Source organism: Bacillus sp. T33-2 (assembly GCF_002860205.1).
Classification (GTDB): domain Bacteria; phylum Bacillota; class Bacilli; order Bacillales; family Cytobacillaceae; genus T33-2.
The window spans coordinates 1-21,458 of the sequence record NZ_PGVB01000008.1 but is presented as its reverse complement, the minus strand read 5'-3'; the positions used below and the strand labels follow the sequence as shown (position 1 = coordinate 21,458).

At 46.0% G+C, this 21,458-nt stretch carries 16 protein-coding genes, 2 pseudogenes and 1 riboswitch; of the genes and pseudogenes, 17 read left to right on the top strand and 1 reads right to left on the bottom strand.

Going from position 1 to position 21,458, the window contains the following annotated elements:
* The first annotated feature begins 20 nt into the window (after positions 1-20).
* The 4 genes from CVD19_RS05595 to CVD19_RS05580 all read left to right on the top strand — a co-directional run bounded on the left by CVD19_RS05595 (position 21) and on the right by CVD19_RS05580 (position 4,984).
* Positions 21-998 (top strand): electron transfer flavoprotein subunit alpha/FixB family protein, encoded by a 978-nt coding sequence (locus CVD19_RS05595; protein WP_101580882.1) that lies wholly within the window; start codon positions 21-23, stop codon positions 996-998.
* A 176-nt stretch (positions 999-1,174) separates the two neighbouring features.
* On the top strand, positions 1,175-1,489 hold the full coding sequence (trxA, locus tag CVD19_RS05590; RefSeq protein WP_101580881.1) for a thioredoxin: 315 nt from the start codon (positions 1,175-1,177) through the stop codon (positions 1,487-1,489).
* Between the two features lie 129 nt (positions 1,490-1,618).
* Positions 1,619-3,391, top strand: a complete 1,773-nt coding sequence (gene uvrC / locus CVD19_RS05585) for an excinuclease ABC subunit UvrC (RefSeq protein WP_101580880.1) — start codon at positions 1,619-1,621, stop codon at positions 3,389-3,391.
* A gap of 70 nt (positions 3,392-3,461) precedes the next feature.
* Positions 3,462-3,638: riboswitch (Lysine riboswitch) on the top strand.
* Between the two features lie 116 nt (positions 3,639-3,754).
* Entirely contained in the window at positions 3,755-4,984 is a 1,230-nt protein-coding gene (locus tag CVD19_RS05580) for an aspartate kinase (protein ID WP_101580879.1), read from the top strand.
* Positions 4,985-5,052: 68 nt separating this feature from the next.
* Here the strand turns inward: CVD19_RS05580 and CVD19_RS05575 are convergent, their stop codons facing one another.
* Positions 5,053-5,505 carry a YslB family protein gene (locus CVD19_RS05575; protein ID WP_101580878.1) on the bottom strand — a complete coding sequence of 151 codons (453 nt, stop codon included), beginning with the start codon at positions 5,503-5,505 and terminating at the stop codon, positions 5,053-5,055.
* A gap of 437 nt (positions 5,506-5,942) precedes the next feature.
* Between CVD19_RS05575 and CVD19_RS05570 the strand changes: the two genes are divergently transcribed.
* From CVD19_RS05570 to CVD19_RS05515, 13 genes and pseudogenes are all read left to right on the top strand, one after another.
* Positions 5,943-6,551, top strand: coding sequence for a succinate dehydrogenase cytochrome b558 subunit (locus CVD19_RS05570; protein ID WP_101580877.1), 609 nt, complete (start codon positions 5,943-5,945; stop codon positions 6,549-6,551).
* 95 nt (positions 6,552-6,646) lie between these two features.
* Positions 6,647-8,404: a succinate dehydrogenase flavoprotein subunit gene (sdhA, locus tag CVD19_RS05565; protein WP_101580876.1), complete on the top strand. Its 1,758-nt coding sequence runs from the start codon at positions 6,647-6,649 to the stop codon at positions 8,402-8,404.
* Positions 8,405-8,410: 6 nt separating this feature from the next.
* On the top strand, positions 8,411-9,172 hold the full coding sequence (gene sdhB, locus CVD19_RS05560) for a succinate dehydrogenase iron-sulfur subunit (protein ID WP_101581068.1): 762 nt from the start codon (positions 8,411-8,413) through the stop codon (positions 9,170-9,172).
* Positions 9,173-9,457: 285 nt separating this feature from the next.
* Positions 9,458-11,668: pseudogene (locus tag CVD19_RS25705) on the top strand (alpha-amylase family glycosyl hydrolase); the annotation flags it as partial.
* A gap of 594 nt (positions 11,669-12,262) precedes the next feature.
* Positions 12,263-15,130: pseudogene (pulA, locus tag CVD19_RS25700) on the top strand (type I pullulanase); the annotation flags it as partial.
* Between the two features lie 238 nt (positions 15,131-15,368).
* Positions 15,369-15,836 carry an acyl-CoA thioesterase gene (locus tag CVD19_RS05550; protein WP_101580875.1) on the top strand — a complete coding sequence of 156 codons (468 nt, stop codon included), beginning with the start codon at positions 15,369-15,371 and terminating at the stop codon, positions 15,834-15,836.
* A 252-nt stretch (positions 15,837-16,088) separates the two neighbouring features.
* Positions 16,089-16,313: a spore germination transcription factor GerE gene (gene gerE / locus CVD19_RS05545; RefSeq protein ID WP_019154738.1), complete on the top strand. Its 225-nt coding sequence runs from the start codon at positions 16,089-16,091 to the stop codon at positions 16,311-16,313.
* Between the two features lie 243 nt (positions 16,314-16,556).
* Positions 16,557-17,006, top strand: a complete 450-nt coding sequence (locus CVD19_RS05540) for a MarR family winged helix-turn-helix transcriptional regulator (RefSeq protein WP_101580874.1) — start codon at positions 16,557-16,559, stop codon at positions 17,004-17,006.
* Between the two features lie 9 nt (positions 17,007-17,015).
* Complete coding sequence (racE, locus tag CVD19_RS05535) at positions 17,016-17,813, top strand: glutamate racemase (protein WP_101580873.1); 798 nt, start codon at positions 17,016-17,018, stop codon at positions 17,811-17,813.
* A 195-nt stretch (positions 17,814-18,008) separates the two neighbouring features.
* A complete protein-coding gene (locus tag CVD19_RS05530) occupies positions 18,009-19,109 on the top strand; it encodes a GerMN domain-containing protein (protein ID WP_101580872.1) in 1,101 nt (366 codons plus the stop codon).
* A gap of 167 nt (positions 19,110-19,276) precedes the next feature.
* Positions 19,277-20,023 (top strand): ribonuclease PH, encoded by a 747-nt coding sequence (gene rph / locus CVD19_RS05525; protein ID WP_101581066.1) that lies wholly within the window; start codon positions 19,277-19,279, stop codon positions 20,021-20,023.
* Positions 20,024-20,043: 20 nt separating this feature from the next.
* The gene (locus CVD19_RS05520; RefSeq protein ID WP_101580871.1) at positions 20,044-20,655 is read left to right on the top strand and encodes an XTP/dITP diphosphatase; all 612 of its coding nucleotides are present in this window, start codon (positions 20,044-20,046) and stop codon (positions 20,653-20,655) included.
* Positions 20,640-21,182, top strand: a complete 543-nt coding sequence (locus tag CVD19_RS05515) for a metallophosphoesterase (RefSeq protein WP_101580870.1) — start codon at positions 20,640-20,642, stop codon at positions 21,180-21,182. Before CVD19_RS05520 ends, CVD19_RS05515 begins: the two co-directional genes overlap by 16 nt.
* The last annotated feature ends 276 nt before the right edge of the window (positions 21,183-21,458 follow it).

Genomic DNA, 21,458 nt, shown 5'->3' with positions numbered 1-21,458 from the left:
TTAACGCAGGAGGGAATCATATGGCTAGAAAAGTATTGGTATTAGGGGAAGTTCGTGACGGTTCGCTAAGAAATGTATCTTTTGAAGCAATAGCCGCTGCTAAGACGGTTGCCGAGGGTGGCGAGGTTGTCGGCGTTTTAATAGGTGATTCAGTAAGCTCATTCGGCCAGGAGCTTATTCAATACGGAGCCGACCGCGTAGTTGCCGTGGAAGACGCAAGACTTTCACAATATACACCGGATGGTTTTTCACAGGCGCTTATGGCTGTTGTCGGCGAGGAAAACCCTGAAGGACTTATTTTTGGACATACAGCTTTAGGAAAAGATTTGGCACCGAAAATTGCAAGCAAACTTAATTCTGGTTTGATCTCGGATGCAACCGGAGTCGAGGAAGCAGGCGGCAACCTCGTATTCACCCGTCCGATTTACTCCGGGAAGGCTTTTGAGAAAAAAGTAGTCACTGATGGTTTGATTTTTGCAACTGTCCGGCCAAATAACATTACACCACTTCAAAAGGATGAAAGCCGGTCTGGAGATGTATCGACTTTATCAGCAGAAATCAAAGATTTACGTACCGTGATCAAGGATGTTGTCCGCAAGGCAACTGAAGGTGTCGACCTTTCAGAGGCAAAAGTGGTTGTGGCCGGCGGCCGCGGCGTGAAAAGCGCTGACGGGTTTGAGCCTTTGAAGGAACTGGCAAACGTGCTTGGAGGTGCTGTCGGGGCATCACGCGGAGCCTGTGATGCTGATTATTGCGACTACTCGCTGCAAATTGGCCAGACAGGAAAAGTTGTCACGCCGGACCTTTACATTGCATGCGGGATCTCCGGAGCGATCCAGCACCTCGCTGGTATGTCCAATTCCAAGGTAATTGTGGCCATCAATAAAGACCCGGAAGCAAACATTTTCAAAGTGGCTGATTATGGAATCGTCGGGGACCTGTTTGAAGTCGTCCCGTTGCTGACTGAAGAATTTAAAAAGCTCAAGGTTCACTCATAAGTGTTCGTTTTATAAAAGGGCGGATTCGCCCTTTTTTTGTCTCAACTTTTACTCCAATGGGAATAAATATGTAAGAAGATGTGTAATTGGAGCGCGAAACAAATCGTTAGCTTCAAATTACAAACGGTGATATACTGTCGTTAGCAATTTAGATTTATTATTAGGAGGCTTATATAATGGCTATTTCACACGCTACTGACCAATCTTTCGGTACAGAAACAGGTTCTGGAGTTGTCCTTGTCGATTTCTGGGCACCATGGTGCGGCCCTTGTAAAATGATTGCGCCTGTTCTGGAAGAATTGGATTCTGAAATTGGAGATAAAGTGAAAATCGTTAAAGTTGATGTTGACGAAAATCAGGAAACTGCCGCTAAATTTGGCATCATGAGCATCCCTACACTTCTTGTCCTGAAGGACGGCGAAGTGGTGGATAAAGTGATTGGTTTCCAGCCAAAAGACGCTCTTTCCGGGCTGCTTTCGAAGCACGTTTAATAGGCGTTGCCACCATTCTTAATCCATTTTAATGAACAATTGGAAAAATCCCACACTTCAACTATGAAGGCGGGATTTTTTTTCGATTAAATGGTATAATAAAACGTTTCTATAAAGGGGGTGGCCAGGATGAATGATACGATAAAGAATAAATTGATGCTCCTGCCGGACCAGCCAGGCTGCTATTTAATGAAGGACCGCCAAGGTACCATCATTTACGTAGGAAAAGCGAAAGTATTGAAAAATAGGGTTCGTTCGTATTTCACAGGTTCCCATGACGGCAAGACGCTCCGGCTCGTTTCTGAAATCGAAGACTTTGAATATATTGTCACTTCCTCTGATATCGAGGCTTTGGTGCTCGAAATGAACCTGATCAAAAAATATGATCCAAAATACAATGTAATGCTTAAGGATGACAAAAGCTATCCGTTCATCAAGCTGACAGCCGAGCGTCATCCCCGGTTAATCATCACGCGAAAAGTAAAGAAGGACAGCGGCAAATATTTTGGGCCCTATCCGAATGTTCAGGCTGCCAATGAGACAAAAAAACTGCTCGACAGGATTTATCCGCTCCGAAAATGCGTTACGCTGCCTGACCGGGTCTGCCTGTATTACCATCTCGGACAATGCCTCGCTCCATGCGTGAATGATGTGTCCACGCAGGAGTATAAAAAAATGACAGACGAAATCACCAGGTTTTTAAACGGGGGCTTTAAAGACATTAAGAAAGACCTGACCGAAAAAATGACAGCTGCCGCAGAAGAGTTGGATTTTGAACGGGCCAAGGAGTTCCGGGACAGGATCGCGCATATTGAGGCTACAATGGAAAAGCAAAAGATGACAACGACCGATTTTACGGACAGGGACGTGTTTGGCTATTCCGTTGACAAGGGCTGGATGTGCGTCCAGGTTTTCTTCATCCGCCAGGGAAAACTGATTGAACGCGATGTGTCCATGTTTCCGATCCACAATGAACCGGAAGAAGAAATCCTCACCTTCCTCGGGCAGTTCTATTCGAGGCCCGGGCACTTCAAGCCAAAGGAAATTCTTGTCCCTGACCCGGTAGATACCGGCCTGGCTGCTGAGCTTCTGGGTGTAAAGGTGCTTAAGCCTCAGCGCGGCCAGAAGAAGGATCTCGTTAAGCTTGCCATTAATAATGCCAGCATAGCCCTGATGGAAAAGTTCTCCCTGATTGAAAAGGATGAAGAGCGGACAATCAGGGCCGTAGAGAATCTGGGGGAGAAGATGGGAATTTATATACCCCGGAGGATTGAGGCTTTTGACAATTCGAATATCCAGGGCACTGACCCTGTTTCGGCAATGGTTGTGTTTATTGATGGGAAGCCGGAGAAAAAAGAATACCGCAAGTACAAGATAAAGTCTGTAAAGGGGCCCGATGATTATGAATCGATGAGGGAAGTTGTCAGGAGGCGGTATTCGAGAGTATTGAAAGAAAACCTGCCCATTCCCGACCTCATCATCATTGACGGAGGAAAAGGACATGTTGAAGCAGTCAGGGATGTGCTGGAAAACGAACTTGGTCTGGATATCCCGATATCCGGCCTGGTAAAGGATGAAAAACACCGGACGTCCCAGCTTCTTTACGGGGATCCATTGGAGATCATTGCGTTGCCCCGGAACAGCCAGGAATTTTATTTATTGCAGAGGATCCAGGACGAGGTGCACCGCTTTGCGATCACTTTCCACCGCCAAATCAGGGGGAAAAGCGCATTTCAGTCAATCCTGGATGACATTGCCGGCATCGGAGAGAAAAGGAAAAAAATGCTCCTGAAACGGTTTGGTTCCGTAAAAAAAATGAAGGAAGCAAGCCTTGAAGAGCTGATTGCTTCCGGGCTTCCGTCAAACGTGGCGGAAGAGCTGCAGAAAAAACTCGCAGAATAACGTTGTCAGTTTTTAAATAGGTGTGCTATAATAAACAAAAATTTCATAAACTATCACTTTATAGCATTAAAGTGAAGGTAGAGGTGCGGACTTTATCAGTAGGAGCCTGGAGAAGGATGGGATTCTGTGAAAGGCTCTGAAAGGAAAGTTCGCCGAAGCTGGAAGAGGCTCATTTCTTTTCCGGCTGGTCCTGTGTTGAATAAACTCAGGATTGTCAGGATGTATGTCCTGGAGCGCTATCTCACTGTGCAAGCGTATGTTGTTTGTTACGCAATACACAGCAATGGGACGGCCTCTCATTGCTTTTTTTTATGCTAAAAAAGCACAGGACAGCATCGGAAGGAACTACAGGAGGATAGAATAATGGGATTGATTGTACAAAAATTTGGCGGAACTTCAGTCGGGAGCCCAGAAAAAATATTAAATGTGGCAGCAAGGGCAATCGAGGAAAAACAAAAGGGCAATGATGTTGTCGTCGTGGTGTCAGCAATGGGGAAAACAACAGACCAGCTGGTCAGCATGGCCAGTGAAATCAGCTCTTCTCCCTCCAGGCGGGAAATGGATATGCTGCTTTCAACCGGGGAACAGGTAACAATAGCCCTTTTGACCATGGCCCTGTCGGAAAAAGGGCATGAGGCGGTATCATATACTGGCTGGCAGGCAGGGATTGTTACCGAGCCTGTTCATGGAAACGCAAGGATTTTAAGAATTGATACTGAAAAGATCAAACAGGATGTCCAGGATGGAAAAATCGTAGTCGTCGCAGGCTTCCAGGGCATTACCGAATCGGGAGAAATAGCGACCCTAGGCAGGGGGGGTTCCGATACAACTGCTGTTGCTCTTGCCGCGGCGCTTGGAGCACATAAATGTGATATTTATACTGATGTGACAGGTGTATTTACAACGGACCCCCGCTATGTTAAGGAAGCGAGGAAGCTGCTGAGTGTTTCATATGATGAAATGCTGGAGCTTGCCAATCTTGGGGCCGGGGTATTGCATCCGAGAGCTGTCGAATTCGCAAAAAATTACAGGGTACCTCTTGAAGTGCGTTCAAGCATGGAACGGGAAGCAGGTACCGCAATTGAGGAGGAAATTAGTGTGGAACAGAACTTAATCGTTCGCGGTGTGGCTTTTGAAGATGAAATTACAAGGGTGACAGTGCATGGCCTCGCAAATTCACTGACCGGGCTGTCGACAATTTTCAAGACACTCGCCCAAAATCACATAAATGTCGATATCATTATCCAGAGCAGGACAGAGGCGGGAAATGCAAATATTTCGTTTTCCATCAAAAGCACTGATTTGAAAGACACGCTAAAAGTTCTAAAAACCTATAAGGAATTATTAAAGTATGAATCGATTGAATTTGAATCTGACCTGGCTAAAGTATCAATTGTGGGATCTGGCATGATTTCAAACCCGGGCGTGGCGGCGAAAATGTTTGAAGTGCTCGCGGACAATGACATCCAGGTGAAAATGGTCAGCACATCTGAAATTAAAATTTCCACTGTTGTAGAGGCAGTTAAAATGGTAAAGGCAGTAGAGGCGCTGCACAAAGCTTTTGAGCTTGCAGGTGCTCCGGTAAATTCCTGATTTTAACCCGAGACTATAAAGGAGAAGCTTTCAAGGGAAAACTCCTTTGAAAGCTTTTTTCATGGATACTATTTGATTGGATCCGACTTATCCCATTTGACTGTAAATTGGATTCGGCCGGCACGCCGGTTCGGGTGTTCAAAGGCTTCTGCCAGTACGTTTTTTTGTGTTTCGATTTGCTGGGCAATGAACCCTGCTTCAAGCTGAAAGGTTGTGTCTGCCTTGTTTTTGAGGCGTTCAGAGATCAAGTCACTTCTCAGTTCAAGTACCAGTTCTTTTCTTGTTTCTTCTTTGATGGTGAGAAGGCCCCAGTCGGCCTGCTTAAAGAATTCGATGATTTCTTCCCTGCTTCCAAGAGGGAACTTGCGGGCCAGCCTTTTCCCAGCCCAATACATAATTTCTCGGGCATCTTTTCCAAGCAGGTCCGGCAACAGCACTTCCCGGATAAGTTCATAGCCGAATACGGAAACCGAAAGCGGCTCAATTTCAGCATATTTTTCAGAAGATGATAATTCGCTCAATGGTCTTCCCCTCTTTCTATTAGTCTATTATATACAATTTGCTTGAAAAATCAGTACCGTTTCGCCAATCGCTATTGTTAAATTTTAGCTTGTGTATTCCATAATTTATGATTACCCTATTTTCTTTAAGGTAATTGTTACTTTTTGCAGGAAAATGGCGGGCTGCAAAATATAAATATAAAGTTATCCCAGTATACTCTTTTTGAAAAGGTAAAAAGGTACTGTATATGGTTTTTGGTAATGTCGATATTTTTCAAAAATTTTATCTATATAAACATTTTCATGTATCCGTTTTCTTGACGCTCCTATCCGTTGGGAGTAAAATGAACATGTCACATAATTGTAAGAAATGATTCGTTTTTCTACTTGATGACAGGTTTCTTCAATCTGGGACATTGAGGCCTGACATCTTTTTTAATTCAAGGGGGGTAATACATATGGCAGGAAAACAGGAGTTTTATTGGCGAAGGCTGCATTCATTGCTCGGGGTCATCCCTGTAGGAATTTTCCTTATGCAGCACCTGGTTGTGAACCATTATGCTACAGGCGGAGAAGAATCTTTCAATAATGCGGCAGATTTCATGGCGAATCTTCCTTTCCGCATTGTTTTGGAAACGTTCATTATTTATCTGCCATTATTATTTCACGCAATCTATGGACTTTATATTGCTTTTACCGCGAAAAACAATATAGGCCAGTACGGCACGTTCCGAAATTGGATGTTCATGCTTCAGCGAGTATCGGGTGTCATCACGCTTATCTTTGTTGCATGGCATGTCTGGGAAACCCGGGTGGCAGCGGCATTCGGTGCCCATGTCAATTTTGACATGATGGAGAACATTCTCTCTTCACCATTCATGTTCGCGTTCTACACAATCGGGGTAATATCGACGATTTTCCACTTTGCGAACGGCCTATGGTCTTTTTTCGTAAGTTGGGGAATTACTGTTACGCCAAGGTCGCAACGAATTTCAACTTATTTCACCATCGGTGTCTTCATCGTCCTGTCTGTTGTCGGGATCCGGACGCTGTTTGCTTTTATTTAGTTACAAACATATTAAATTGCAATTATGATAAATTATTAATTTACCATTCTACGTTATTAATTTTCGCAATAGTTGGATTAAGGGAGTGAGCAATAGTGAGTAGAGGTAAGGTGATCGTAGTCGGGGGCGGGCTGGCCGGATTGATGGCAACGATAAAGGTTGCGGAAGAAGGGACACCGGTTGAGCTTTTTTCGTTGGTTCCGGTAAAACGTTCCCACTCTGTATGTGCCCAGGGCGGCATTAATGGAGCAGTAAATACAAAAGGAGAAGGCGACTCCCCGTGGGAGCACTTTGACGATACAGTTTATGGCGGGGACTTCCTTGCCAACCAGCCGCCGGTCAAGGCGATGACGGAGGCTGCACCCGGAATTATCCACTTGCTTGACCGCATGGGGGTCATGTTTAACCGTACGCCTGAAGGTTTGCTTGACTTCCGCCGTTTTGGCGGCACCCAGCACCACCGTACCGCCTTTGCCGGTGCGACAACAGGGCAGCAGCTGCTATACGCCCTTGATGAGCAGGTGCGCCGCCATGAAGTCGCAGGGCTTGTGACCAAGTATGAGGGCTGGGAATTCCTTGGGGTTGTATTGGATGACGACGGGATTTGCCGGGGGGTTGTGGCACAGAACCTGACAACGATGGAAATTAAGTCGTTTGCTGGTGACGCTGTCATCATGGCAACCGGGGGACCGGGGATCATTTTCGGGAAGTCGACAAACTCCGTCATTAATACAGGATCTGCAGCATCCATTGTCTACCAGCAGGGTGCATACTATGCAAACGGTGAATTCATCCAGATCCACCCGACTGCAATCCCCGGGGACGACAAGCTGCGCCTGATGAGCGAATCAGCACGTGGGGAAGGCGGCCGTGTCTGGACTTATAAGGATGGAAAGCCGTGGTACTTCCTCGAAGAAAAATATCCGGCATACGGGAACCTAGTGCCGCGCGATATCGCGACACGGGAAATATTCGACGTCTGTGTTGAGCAGAAGCTGGGCATCAACGGCGAAAACATGGTCTATCTTGACCTCTCGCACAAGGATCCGAAGGAACTGGATATTAAGCTGGGCGGAATTATCGAAATCTATGAGAAGTTCATGGGCGACGATCCAAGAAAGGTACCAATGAAAATATTCCCGGCAGTCCACTATTCCATGGGCGGCCTGTGGGTTGACTATGACCAAATGACCAATATCCCGGGCTTATTTGCTGCAGGTGAATGTGATTATTCCCAGCATGGCGCCAACCGCCTCGGGGCGAATTCGCTGCTGTCGGCCATCTACGGCGGAATGGTGGCCGGCCCTAATGCGATCCGCTATATTTCCGGGCTTGAAAAGAGTTCAGATGCTGTGCCTTCATCCGTATTTGAGCGATCTGTCAGCCAGGAACAAGATAAGTGGAACAGGATCATGACATTGAGCGGCAACGAAAATGCTTATGTTCTGCATAAGGAGCTGGGAGAATGGATGACCGACAATGTCACTGTTGTCCGACACAATGACAAGCTGTTAAAGACTGATGAAAAGATTGTTGAGCTGTTGGAACGCTATGAAAATATCAATATTGACGATACGGCAAAATGGAGCAATCAGGGAGCTGTGTTCACCCGCCAGCTGAAAAACATGCTGCAGCTTGCACGTGTCATTACAATCGGCGCATACAACCGGAACGAAAGCCGCGGCGCCCACTATAAGCCGGAATTCCCGGAACGGAACGATGAAGAATTCTTAAAGACAACGATGGCCAGGTTTACTGGTGAAAATTCTGCTCCGGCATTCCATTACGAGGACGTCGACACATCCTTGATAAAACCGCGTAAGCGTGACTATTCGAAGAAGAAGGGGGAGTAATTGCTCATGTCCGAAAACAGAACAGTCCGTTTTATCATCAGCCGCCAGGATACTCCTGACTCTGCCCCTTACGAGGAAGAGTTTGAACTGGCTTACCGTCCAAATATGAATGTAATATCAGCATTGATGGAAATTCGCCGAAATCCTGTTAACGCTAAAGGTGAACACACGACTCCGGTTGCCTGGGATATGAACTGCCTTGAGGAAGTTTGCGGGGCTTGCTCGATGGTCATTAACGGGCGTCCGCGCCAATCATGCACGGCCCTGGTCGACCAGCTTGAACAGCCAATCAGGCTTGAGCCGATGAGGACTTTCCCGGTAGTCCGCGACTTGCAGGTCGACCGCAGCCGCATGTTCGACTCATTGAAACGGGTCAAGGCATGGATTCCAATTGACGGGACCTATGATCTGGGGCCGGGGCCGCGCATGCCTGAAAAGAAGAGGCAATGGGCGTACGAGCTGTCAAAATGCATGACTTGCGGTGTATGTCTTGAAGCATGCCCGAATGTGAACAGCAAATCCGATTTTATCGGCCCGCAGCCACTGTCACAGGTTCGCTTGTTCAATGCCCATCCGACAGGTGAAATGAACAAAGCAGAGCGCCTGGAGGCAATCATGGGAGACGGAGGGCTCGCAAACTGCGGAAACTCGCAAAACTGCGTCCAGTCCTGCCCGAAAGGCATCCCACTGACAACTTCGATCGCCGCCCTAAACCGCGATACGACAATCCAGGCTTTCAGGAACTTCTTTGGAAGCGATCAGGTATAACAATATGCAACCCCCTTATCTCCGTTTTATTTGAGAGAAGGGGGTTTTTGGTTTTCTGCTCAACGACAATATCAGGTGTTGAACCGCAAAAAGTGTCCTTGATAGGGGCGCTTAGGGACAAAACCAGCAGCGGCAACTGAATAACAGTCTTTCTAAATCCCACAGGAAAAAAGATATGCGGGACCGGGGCATTGGCAGCCACCGAATAGTACTTTTCTACCATTCCATCAAATCTTCTCGAATTTAATTGTGCTAGATTCCTTAAAATGTTAATCTATTATTAAAATGAAAGCGATTGCACAAAAAACAGCACACTTTGCATTCGTTTTTATCTTTGTCGATTTGTGCAAACGATTTCACAAACAATTTTTCCCTGAGGGAGGACAAGGTATGAGGCGGTTTTTTTCTTTATGCATGTCGGTATTACTGTTGTGCAGCTCGTTTATCACACCAGTAACAAATGGTGCGAAAGCTGAAACAAATTCGTACCAGAAGGTTGTTTTAAGAGGAAATGCCGAAGGGCTGGACTGGAGCTCTGATAACCATCCGCTCACATATGATTCAGCGGCGGGAGTATGGAAGAGCCAGCCAGTCAGCCTGCCTGGCGGCAAAGAAGTAGAATATAAGTTTGTAATGGACGGAAATTGGATGGAAGGGGAGAATCTGCGGTTTACCCCGCCCCAGACCGGTGATTACATCTTTGTGTTTCACCCTGACCAGCACAGGACAGTGGACGTTCAGATCGATCTATCCAAATTTACAGGTTCACTCACATTGGAGGCGACTGTACCTGCTGATACACCCGACTGGATTGTCCCTACACTGGGGTCTACATTAAACGGATTTAACTATACTGTTACTTCCCTGTCAAAAGCAGCAGATGGGAAATGGAAGATTGAACTTGCCGGCAACGAAGGGGAAACTATCGAATATCTCTACGGACTGGGAGACGAAAAATACACCGAACAGCGCACGGACAAAAGGCAAGCCACCTTTGTAAAAGGCGGCAAGGTTTACACGGATGAAGTATCAGCATGGAAGGCAGTGCCGATTGCGAAAAACGTAGAGCATAACTTCGCGTTTTCGCCCGCGGTCCCTACCAGCAAGGACGATGTGACAGCTACTGTGACTGTAAAGCATTACGGCTCGGTAACCGATGGTACACTTTATTATACTACTGACGGTTCAAAGCCGGCCGGTGCTCTTGGTACAGCCACAAATGGACAGGCTGTCAGGCTGGTGAAGGATTCCGAAACGAACGATAACGGGCTGATTACAACTGTGTACAAAGGAACGATTCCTAAACAGCCTGATGACACGCGTGTAAAATACATCATTGATGTATGGTCAGCAAATGGCGAAACATCGCAATTTGCTGACACAAACAGCTTAAACCCGGAAGGCGCAACAGAGTTTGCCTACTACGTCGACCAATTCGAGTCTCCGGATTGGGCGAAAAATGCGGTCATTTACCATATATTTGTTGACCGTTTCAATAATGGGGATGCAAGCAACGACGAGCCGGGTGCGGCCGACCTTCCATATGATGAGCGCCTGAAAGGCTGGATGGGGGGAGACCTGAAAGGCGTTCTTGACAAGCTTGATTACATCAAAGACCTTGGAGTCAACACGATATGGCTGTCCCCTGTTTTTGAAGGCCCATATTCACATGGATACCATCCCGCAGATTTCCAGGCAATTGAAGACCATTTCGGCAATCCAGAATTAATGAAGCAAATCATCGATACGGCACATGAAAAAGGCTTGAAGGTTGTGTATGATTTCGTGCCAAACCATACATCAATCAAGCATCCATTCTTTCAGGATGCACTGAAGAATGGTGAAAAAAGTCCATATTACAACTGGTACACTTTTACACAATGGCCTGACAAATACAATACTTTTTACGGTATTGCAGAGCTGCCTGAATTCAACAACAATAATTACGACGCCAGAAATTACATTTTAAATGAAGTTGTGCCATTCTGGCTCACTGAACTCGACTTTGACGGCTTCCGACTCGATTATGCAAAAGGGCCAAGCTACAGCTACTGGGTGGATTTCCGCCATAAAGTAAAACAGTTGAATCCGGACGCGTTCATTTATGGAGAAGTGTGGGACAGCCGCGAAAAAATCAACAGTTACGCCGGCGAGCTTGACGGTGCGCTTGACTTTGGCATGAGGGATGCGCTTGTCAATGCGTTTGCGAAAGACCAGCCGATGAGAGCGCTGGCCGATACAGTACAAGCGAACCTGGCGACTTATCCAAAAGAATATGTCACGGCGTCTTTCCTGGACAGCCATGACCAGCCACGGTTCCTGTTTGAAGCAGGCGGGGACAAGACAAAATTAAAGCTTGCTGCAGCCACCCAGTTTACATTGCCGGGTGCCCCGATCATTTATTATGGAGATGAAGTGGGATTATCGCAGAGCAAAGACCACAACTCCGTAACAGACTGGAAAGACCGCTACTACAGGGAAATGATGCCCTGGGACGAAACAAAACAGGATCTTGAGGTCAAAGAATTTTACAAAAAACTCGCAAATCTCCGGACAAGCGAATCAGCGCTAAGCATAGGATCTTATAACACATTGGCAGCGGATCAACAAATATTTGCCTATGAGCGCGCAGATGAAAGCGGTAGATTTCTCATTGTCGTCAATAAAGGTACAGACGCGAAAGAAATTGACGTCAACAAGCTGTACAACCAGCTCGAAATCACTGATGTAACGTTATCTGACGCACTTGGCAATGAAGAAATCAAAAACGATGGCAATGGTGACTTGAAATTTACATCAGAAGGAAAATCGTTTGAAATATACGAAATCACCGGTACATTGGAATACAGCGAAAAACCGATCGACCGGAACAAAGTTTACGAGAAAGTCGTGTTAAGAGGTTCTGAGCCGCTGTCATGGGACGGAGACTCCAATCCTTTAAGCTACGATCCTGAAGAAAAAGTGTGGAAGAGCCAGCCGATTGAACTGCAGGCTGGAAAGACTATAGAGTTCAAATATGTAATGGACAATAATTGGCTTGATGGAAGCAACCTGACATTCACCCCTCAGGCAACAGATAAATTTGTATTCATCTTTGACGCGCTTGATGAGAGGAAAGTGAACGTCCAGCCTGCCGAGCAAAAAGTGACTACAAAGGTAAAAATCCACTACCAGCCGAAAGCAGGCGACACAAAAGACTGGAACCTGTGGGTATGGCCGGATGGCATGAGCGGCCAGGTTCACCAATTCACCGGGGAAGACGAATTTGGAAAAGTCGCGGAAGTTGAACTGGATGGCGACCATAACCGGGTTGGCTTTATCGTCAGGACTGACAGCTGGGAAAAAGACGGCGGTGACCGTTTCATTGAAGATATTTGGTACGGGAATGACGAAGTATGGGTCAAAGCCGGGGATGACAAGGTTTATACAAGCAATCCGGACGGCAGCACCCCGCCGAAAACATACGACACGCTTGAAGTGAAATTTAACTATTACCGGCACGACCTGAACTATGATAAATGGGATATTTGGGTATGGACCGACAAATCGGATGGCCAGGTTGTAAAGCTGGATAAAACCACATCATACGGCAGGCAGGGTACACTGAAGCTTGACAACCTTGGCGGTGCGACGAAGGTTGGCTTTATCGTCCGCAAAGAAGACTGGTCTGAAAAAGACATTGCCGAGAATCGGTTTATCACCGATTTCTCTGAAGATGGAAAAGCGGAAGTCTGGCTTGCCCAGGGGCAGAAACGCATTTTTGACAATCCCGCAAAAGTGGACCGGAAACCCCGGATTACGAAAGCAGCAATAGATGAACTGAATAAAATCACTTTTGAAACGAATTTCCCATTCTCTTTATCGGAAGGGGAACATGCCGGAATCAAACTGTCAGGTGCTGAAATTGAGAAAGTTGAAGCTATAAATGCTGAAGCCGGTGACACAGTCAACAAAGTCATCATCACTACGAAACAGGAACTGGACCTCACCAAAGCGTATAAAGTGAGTAAGGAAGGTTTCGGTGAAGCCACCGTGCAGATGGGCAAGGTAATTGGCAGCAAATCTTTTGAAGAACGCTTTTATTACCCGGGTAATGACCTTGGAAACACCTATTCGAAAAAAGAAACCAAGTTCCGCCTCTGGGCCCCGACCGCAAGTGAAGCCAGGCTTGTAACATATGACAAGTGGGATAGCGCTGCAGGCACGGAAATCGACATGAAACGGGCTGAAAATGGAACTTGGACAGCGGCACTCGCTGGTGACCATAAGGGAACACTTTACACCTACAAAGTGAAGATTGGAGATACATGGAATGAAGCGGTTGATCCGTACGTCCGTGCCGTCGCGGTTAATGGGGACAAGGGGGCGGTAGTTGACCTTGACTCTACTGATCCGAAGAAATGGAGCGAGAAAAAACCGAAGTTCAAAAATCCTGAGGATGCGATCATTTATGAAGCCCATATCCGCGACCTGACGATTCACCCCGAAAGCGGTGTTTCCGATGGGCATAAAGGAAAATTCCTAGGCGTGGCAGAAACAAAAACAAAAGGGCCGGATAAAGTGAAAACAGCCCTGAGCCATGTGAAAGACCTTGGTGTCACACATCTGCAATTCATTCCAATGTACGATTACAACACAGCAAGTGTGGATGAGACGAAGCTCGACATTCCTCAATATAACTGGGGCTATGATCCGAAGAACTACAATGTGCCGGAAGGATCATATTCTACCAATCCGTATGAGCCGACAGTGAGGATCAATGAAATGAAGCAGATGGTCCAGACTTTGCATGACAACGATATCCGGATTGTCATGGACGTTGTGTACAACCACATGTTCAGCGCGTTTGAGTCGAATTTCCACAAGCTTGTCCCAGGCTACTACTACCGATATAACGACGACGGCACACTGGCAAACGGAACTGGAGTAGGGAACGACACGGCTTCAGAGCATAAGATGATGCGCAAGTTCATTGTCGATTCAGTAACATACTGGGCAAAAGAGTATAATATTGACGGATTCCGCTTTGATTTAATGGGCATCCATGATGTGGATACAATGAACGAGGTCCGCAAGGCGCTTGATAAAATCGATCCTTCCATTATCATTATCGGGGAAGGCTGGGACCTTGCCACACCGCTCGATCCTGAATTGAAAGCGAACCAAAAAAATGCCTTCAAAATGCCAGGAATCGCGCACTTCAACGATGACATCAGGGACGGATTGAAGGGCAGCGTTTTTGATGACCGTGATAACGGCTTTGTAAACGGCAAGTCAGGCATGGAACAACGCATCAAAAAAGGCATAGTTGGCGGCATTCCATACAGCGACAGCATCAAAACATTCGCGGTTGACCCTGAGCAAACAGTGACGTATGTAGAAGCGCACGATAACCATACATTATGGGATAAGCTGCAACTGACCAACCCGAACGACAGTGAAGAAGTGCGCAAGAAAATGCACAAGCTGGCCACTTCGATTGTATTGACCTCGCAGGGCGTTTCCTTCATCCACGCCGGGCAGGAATTCATGCGCACGAAGGGCGGGGACCATAACAGCTACAAGTCCCCGGATTCAGTCAATCAGCTTGACTGGAAACGGCGCAGCGAGTTTGACAAAGAAGTAGAATACTTTAAAGGCCTTGTAAAACTGCGAACAAGCGTCCCTGCTTTCAGGTTGACAACTGCAGATCAAATTAAAAAGCAACTTAAATTCCTGGATGCACCGGCCAATTCTGTCGCATTTGTCCTGAATGAGAATACAAACCGGCGTTCATCAGCAAAAATAGCGGTCGCCTACAACGCCAACAAGAAGCCAGTCCAGATCACGCTTCCTGAAAATGGCTATTGGGCAATACTTGCGAATGGGGAAAAAGCAGGAACATCCGTGCTTGGCATAGTAAAAGGAAACAAGGTAACCGTACCGGCGTTGAGCACATATGTACTGGCTCTTGGAAAGCACGGCAACAAAGATAATGACCGCGACGACGACCGGAGAGATGATAGAGGATGGACACGAAATAGAGATGAGGATTAAGCAGGACAAAATCATATAAGAGCTTTAAGTGGGGGTAGTGTAGCTGCCTCCTCTTCTTTTTTGGCAAAAATTAGCGAAATGATTTGTAAATTGTCTGAAAATAATTATAATAGAGAACAAGAATGAATGATCATTCATTTTCAGAGACGGAGGAAACAGCATGGGAAAAATGGATTATATAGAGGAACTTGTATCGTGGGAAGAAGAATTTGATTTTTATTTTCCGGTAAAGGTTCGTTTCTCAGAAACGGATATGTTCGGACACTTAAACAATACGGTGCCTTTTGCATATTTTGAACAGGCGAGGATCGAATTTTTTAAGAGCGCAGGCTTTATGCAGGAGTGGCTCAAGCCTGACAGTGAAACAATCCCTGTGGTGGCTGACCTGCAATGTGATTTCCTGAAACAGGTATATTTTGATGAAGACCTGAAAATATTCGTAAAAGCCAATTCAATCGGCAAGTCGTCAGTGGACATTCACTATATGGGCAAACGCGCAAGCGGATCCATCTGCTTTGTTGGCAGGGGTACAATCGTCCAGATTTCAAAGAAAACCGGTAAGGGGGTTCCATGGACCGACGCCATGAAAGAGCTCCTTGCCAAAAGCAAAAACACGGCGGTTTCATGACCCTTATCCGGCAAGACTTTAAAACCGTTAGCCGGAAAAACACCAGGTTTATCTTGCATCAAGCAATAGCTCCTGAGTCGGCAAGTGCATAAAGTTTCCGCTCATTTCAACGATTAACTCATTTTTTGAAAAATGTTTCTCCTTGCCGCAAATATAGTCACTTCATATCTTTGCATCACATATGATATCTTGACTAAATTTATACCCACCCCGCAGGTTCACAGCTGGCAAAGGCAAGGAGGGTTACAATACTTGAAGGAGAATGAATATACTCACAAGCCGTTACTCACCAAACGAGAAAGAGAAGTATTCGAACTGTTGGTACAAGATAAAACGACAAAAGAGATCGCGAGTGAATTGTTTATAAGCGAGAAGACGGTTCGGAATCATATTTCAAACGCCATGCAGAAGCTTGGCGTAAAGGGGCGTTCACAAGCTGTTGTAGAGCTCCTTCGAATGGGAGAGCTAGAACTTTGATCTAGACCGGCCATCCTGAAAAGGTGGCCGGTTAACACATTTTATGGGAGTGTTTTTTTGCTGGGCTGGAGTGTGGAAGCAATTCCTTCTTGAATTTTTCATGGAAAAAGTAGAAAATAGGTGCATGGTAAGGTCGCCATTGCCTTGGTATGTGAAATATTGAAAGTGGTCTTCCAGTTCCCAGAAAGATAGTATTTGACCTAATTTAAAATATAGAGTCCTTTGAACAGGAGTTGTAAGTTAATGGAGCTCGAAGTTAAAAAAGATGCAGCTGTTTTTGCTGATATTGAAAAAGATTTACGTTACATATCCGGGATCATCAAGCAAAAAGGCCGTGAAATTTTAAGTAATTATACGATTACGCCTCCCCAGTTTGTTGCCCTGCAGTGGCTATTTGAAGATGGAGACATGACAATCGGGGAACTCTCAAATAAAATGTTTCTTGCATTCAGCACGACGACGGACCTGGTTGATAGAATGGAAAAAAATCAGCTTGTTGTGAGGGTGAAGGATCCGAATGACCGGAGGGTAGTCCGGATTCACCTGCTTGAAGAAGGCGAACGGGTGATTGACGAAGTAATCAAAAAAAGGCAGCTTTATTTACAGGAAGTGCTGAAAAACTTTTCTGCCGAGGAGGTTGAACTTCTAAAAGCCAGTTTAATGAAATTACATCAAGAAATGCGTGGAGAATGAGGCGAGATTTTGAAACAGCCAATAGGAATAATAGACTCGGGAGTGGGCGGATTAACCGTAGCAAAAGAAATTATCCGCCAGCTGCCACATGAACAAATTATCTATCTGGGCGACACGGCAAGATGCCCATATGGCCCGCGGCCAGCAGAAGAAGTTAAGAGATTCACTTGGGAATTGACACAGTTTTTATTGAAAAAAAATATAAAAATGCTCGTAATTGCCTGCAATACTGCGACTGCCGTCGTTTTGGACGAGATCCGCAGCCAGCTTAAGATACCTGTTCTGGGCGTCATCCATCCTGGTGCTAGAACTGCTCTTAAGGTGACAAGCAACCGTAAAATTGGGGTAATTGGAACCGAAGGCACTGTAAAAAGCCGTGCCTACGAACACGCCCTGAAATCGATCAACCGGTCTGTACGCGTCACCAGCCTGGCCTGCCCTAAATTTGTTCCCCTTGTCGAGAGCGGTGAATATGATGGGCCAGTCGCGAAAAAAGTTGTGGCAGAGACACTTAAGCCACTTGCGAATCGGGGACTTGACACTTTGATTCTCGGATGCACCCATTATCCGCTTCTGGAACCGCTTATTAAAAACATAATGGGTGAAAAGGTGAGCGTTATCAGCTCCGGTGAAGAGACAGCCCGTGAAGTCAGCACCATCCTTCATCATAATGGCATGCTGAACGAAGGTGAAGATACTCCAGAGCATCATTTTTATACCACAGGTTCAAAGACAATATTTTCACGGATTGCCTCCCAATGGCTGGAACGTACCATTGAAGATGTTAAAACAATAAAATTGAAATGATAGAGCTCCCTGATATAGGGAGCCTATTTTTTTGTGCTGAAATTAGAACGCAATGCTTACATTTTCTACAAATTATTTTTGTCTCCTTTTGTCACTTAAAACTGTTCAAGGAATGTCCAAATTCTTTTCACCAGGCGGTCTAAATCATAAACAGGCCCGTATACATGTAGTACAAACTGTCTTGGAGGGATTTACATGTATAAAAATAATAGAACTGCCATGGCTGCCGCTGCAACCGCCCTGGCTGCCTCCGTTTTTTTGTCAGGGTGCGGCCTTTTCGGCGGAGAAGTGAAAAAGGAAATTGATCCTCCCCAGCAAGCGACTACCTTGAAGGAAGGGGAAGATATAGCGCTTGGAGAAAAATCCCAAACTGAAGCGAAACCAGATGCAAAAGAAGAAGCAGCGGAGAAAACCGTCATGACAGATCTTTACTTGATTGATAAAAACGGGTATGTCGTGGCACAGAAGATGGAATTGCCGAAAACAGAAAGTGTGGCAAAGCAGGCGCTCGAATACCTGGTTGTTGACGGGCCTGTCTCAGGAATCCTTCCAAACGGCTTCCGGGCTGTACTCCCGGCAGATACTCAAGTGTCAGTCAACATCAAGGATGGAACAGCAACCGTAGATTTTTCAAAGGAATTTAAGAATTACAACAAAGAAGACGAGCGGAGAATACTCGAGGCGGTGACCTATACACTTACACAGTTTGATTCCGTGAAAAAGGTAAAACTGCAGATGAACGGCCACGAACTGAAGGAAATGCCAGTAAATGGCACGCCAGTTGGGGAAACCTTGAGCCGGGGAGTCGGGATTAATGTCGATACCTCTGATGCTGTGGACATCAGCAATACAAGATCGCTCACATTGTACTATCTTGGCGGCGAGGAAGGAGCATACTATTATGTTCCAGTTACAAAAAGGGTCAGCAACAAGGAGAAGGACAATATTACTGCAGCTGTATATGAGCTCGTAAAAGGGCCAGCCCATGATTCAAACCTGCTATCAAATTTTCTGCCAGAAGTGAAGCTCGTTGACAAGCCAGTCGTTGAAAATGGCCAGGTAACACTAAACTTCAATGAATCAATTTACGAAAGTTTTGAGGACAAAGACGGCAAGGGTGATAAAGTCGTATCGGAGTATCTGTTAAATTCGCTAGTGCTCTCCCTGACAGAGCAAAAAGGGATAAAAAGTGTGGCAGTGAAGGTGAAAGGCGGCTCAGACATCGTGACGGATACCGGCAAGAAGCTGTCCGCACCGGTCACCCGTCCTGAAAATGTAAACACAGGTAGTTTCTAAACCGTATAATTTGGTATACTAGTTATGACAGTTAAAGAGGCATGCCCATGAGCTGCCTCTTATTTACTTTGAAAAAAGCACTTAGTTTGGTAAACGAACGAATGCGGCCGCCTGCGATATATTTAGACGGGCAACAGCAGAACGATAAAAAGGAGGACGATTCAGGAATGCGTTTTGACGGACGTGAACCATTGCAATTAAGGCCTGTACATATTGAAACAGAATACTTAAAACATCCGGAGGGATCAGTGCTCATTTCGGTGGGTGATACAAAGGTTATCTGTGCAGCCAGTATTGAAGAACGTGTCCCGCCGTTCATGCGAGGCTCGGGGAAAGGCTGGATCACCGCTGAATATTCAATGCTGCCCAGGGCTACTGAACAGAGGAACATAAGGGAATCATCCAAGGGAAAAATTACGGGAAGGACAATGGAAATACAGCGATTGATTGGAAGAGCCCTTAGAGCTGCAGTAAATCTGGACGCAATCGGTGAACGGACTGTGTGGATAGACTGTGATGTGATCCAGGCGGACGGCGGAACCCGCACAGCCTCCATTACCGGTGCTTTCGTCGCAATGGCACTTGCATTAACTAAGCTCCATAAGGATAAAAAACTTGCTGCCTATCCGGTTACAAATTTTCTGGCTGCTACCAGTGTAGGGATTTTGGAAAACAGCGATGTGGTTGTTGATTTGAATTACGTGGAGGATTCCGCGGCACTTGTGGATATGAATGTTGTAATGACAGGAAGCGGCGAATTCGTGGAATTGCAGGGAACAGGCGAAGAAGCGACTTTTTCCTACCAGCAGCTGCAGGATCTTTTAAAAGCTGCCCAGGAAGGCTTAACCGAATTATTCGAAATCCAAAAAATCGCCCTTGGGGAAGAAATCACGGAGAAAATAGAAAACGCATAATTGGGATGGGAGAGTAGGCGATGAAAGAAGTAATTATTGCCACGAAAAATAAAGGAAAGGCGAAAGAGTTTGAAAGGATTTTCCAGCCTAAAGGATTTTCCGTCAAAACACTGCTCGATTTCCCGGAAATAGACGAGGTGGAGGAAACAGGCACCACTTTTAAGGAAAATGCCATTTTAAAAGCGGAGACAGTATCAAAAGTGCTTGGCAAAATGGTCATAGCCGATGATTCGGGCCTCGAGGTGGATGCGCTGGAAGGCAGGCCGGGAGTTTATTCAGCAAGGTATGCAGGCATTGAAAAAAATGACGAAGCGAATATCGACAAAGTGCTTGATGAGCTGCGGAATGTCCCACAAGAGGAAAGGTCGGCAAGGTTTTGCTGCGCCCTGGCCGTTGCAGCCCCGGGTGCTGAGACGATTACGGTTTTTGGCACCTGCGAAGGTAAAATCCTTGCCGAACGCAGGGGCACACACGGGTTCGGGTATGATCCAGTCTTCCTTGTTTCGGAAACAGGGAAAACAATGGCTGAGCTTTTGCCGGAGGAGAAAAACAAGATCAGCCACCGTGCAAAAGCAATTGAAAAGCTTGAAAAAGCTCTAGGCCAGGGAGAATCGATATGGCCAAGATCCTGATTGTCAGTGACAGCCATGGTTCTGCCGGTATCCTGGGAAAATTGAAAGCCCGTCATCGGCAGGAAGTCGATCTAATGATCCACTGCGGCGATTCAGAGCTGGAGGCGGATGATTTAGCTATAAGCCACTACACAGCTGTAAGGGGCAATTGTGATTTCCATCCGGGTTTTCTGGAGGAGGCTGTGGAAGAAGTAAATGGCCACAGGATATTAATCACCCACGGACACCGGTATAATGTGAAGGCATCTCTATTAAGCCTGTCATACCGTGCTGAAGAGGTTAAAGCTGACATCGTCTGTTTTGGCCACTCCCATCAGCTGGGAGCAGAATTAATCAAGGGTGTTCTTTTCATAAACCCTGGCAGCATATTGCTGCCAAGGGGACGGAGAGAAAGAACTTATGTCATTCTCGAGCTAACAGAAAACCATGCATATATCCGCGTTTTTGACTATGATCGCGGAGAATTGGAAGAATTGAACATGAGCTTTCCGCTTCTCAAGTCAGGAGATTCTGACTATAATATATAGGGGAGCTCTTTGCTTCCCTTTATAAAAATTTGATTAGAACTATTGACTTTTAATCATTACGCTAATATAATAAAACTTGTCTTTAAAACGATGTCATGTCCCAGTCGCTAAGCACGATCGAGTAAGCTTCCAAGGAATAGCTTCAGCGTACTGATCGAGCCGCTTCTAGAATGATCTTTCTGAGATCAGGACGGAACGAATTCAATGTGTGTTCAAAACTAAATAATATAATATTAATATGTCCCAGTAGCTCAGCACGATCGAGTAAGCTTCGAA

Coding starts and splice junctions, on each gene's coding strand:
- CVD19_RS05595 (WP_101580882.1), top strand. CDS start 21: ATGGCTAGAAAAGTATTGGTATTAGGGGAAGTTCGTGACGGTTCGCTA.
- trxA (WP_101580881.1), top strand. CDS start 1,175: ATGGCTATTTCACACGCTACTGACCAATCTTTCGGTACAGAAACAGGT.
- uvrC (WP_101580880.1), top strand. CDS start 1,619: ATGAATGATACGATAAAGAATAAATTGATGCTCCTGCCGGACCAGCCA.
- CVD19_RS05580 (WP_101580879.1), top strand. CDS start 3,755: ATGGGATTGATTGTACAAAAATTTGGCGGAACTTCAGTCGGGAGCCCA.
- CVD19_RS05570 (WP_101580877.1), top strand. CDS start 5,943: ATGGCAGGAAAACAGGAGTTTTATTGGCGAAGGCTGCATTCATTGCTC.
- sdhB (WP_101581068.1), top strand. CDS start 8,411: ATGTCCGAAAACAGAACAGTCCGTTTTATCATCAGCCGCCAGGATACT.
- CVD19_RS05550 (WP_101580875.1), top strand. CDS start 15,369: ATGGGAAAAATGGATTATATAGAGGAACTTGTATCGTGGGAAGAAGAA.
- CVD19_RS05540 (WP_101580874.1), top strand. CDS start 16,557: ATGGAGCTCGAAGTTAAAAAAGATGCAGCTGTTTTTGCTGATATTGAA.
- CVD19_RS05530 (WP_101580872.1), top strand. CDS start 18,009: ATGTATAAAAATAATAGAACTGCCATGGCTGCCGCTGCAACCGCCCTG.
- rph (WP_101581066.1), top strand. CDS start 19,277: ATGCGTTTTGACGGACGTGAACCATTGCAATTAAGGCCTGTACATATT.
- CVD19_RS05520 (WP_101580871.1), top strand. CDS start 20,044: ATGAAAGAAGTAATTATTGCCACGAAAAATAAAGGAAAGGCGAAAGAG.
- CVD19_RS05515 (WP_101580870.1), top strand. CDS start 20,640: ATGGCCAAGATCCTGATTGTCAGTGACAGCCATGGTTCTGCCGGTATC.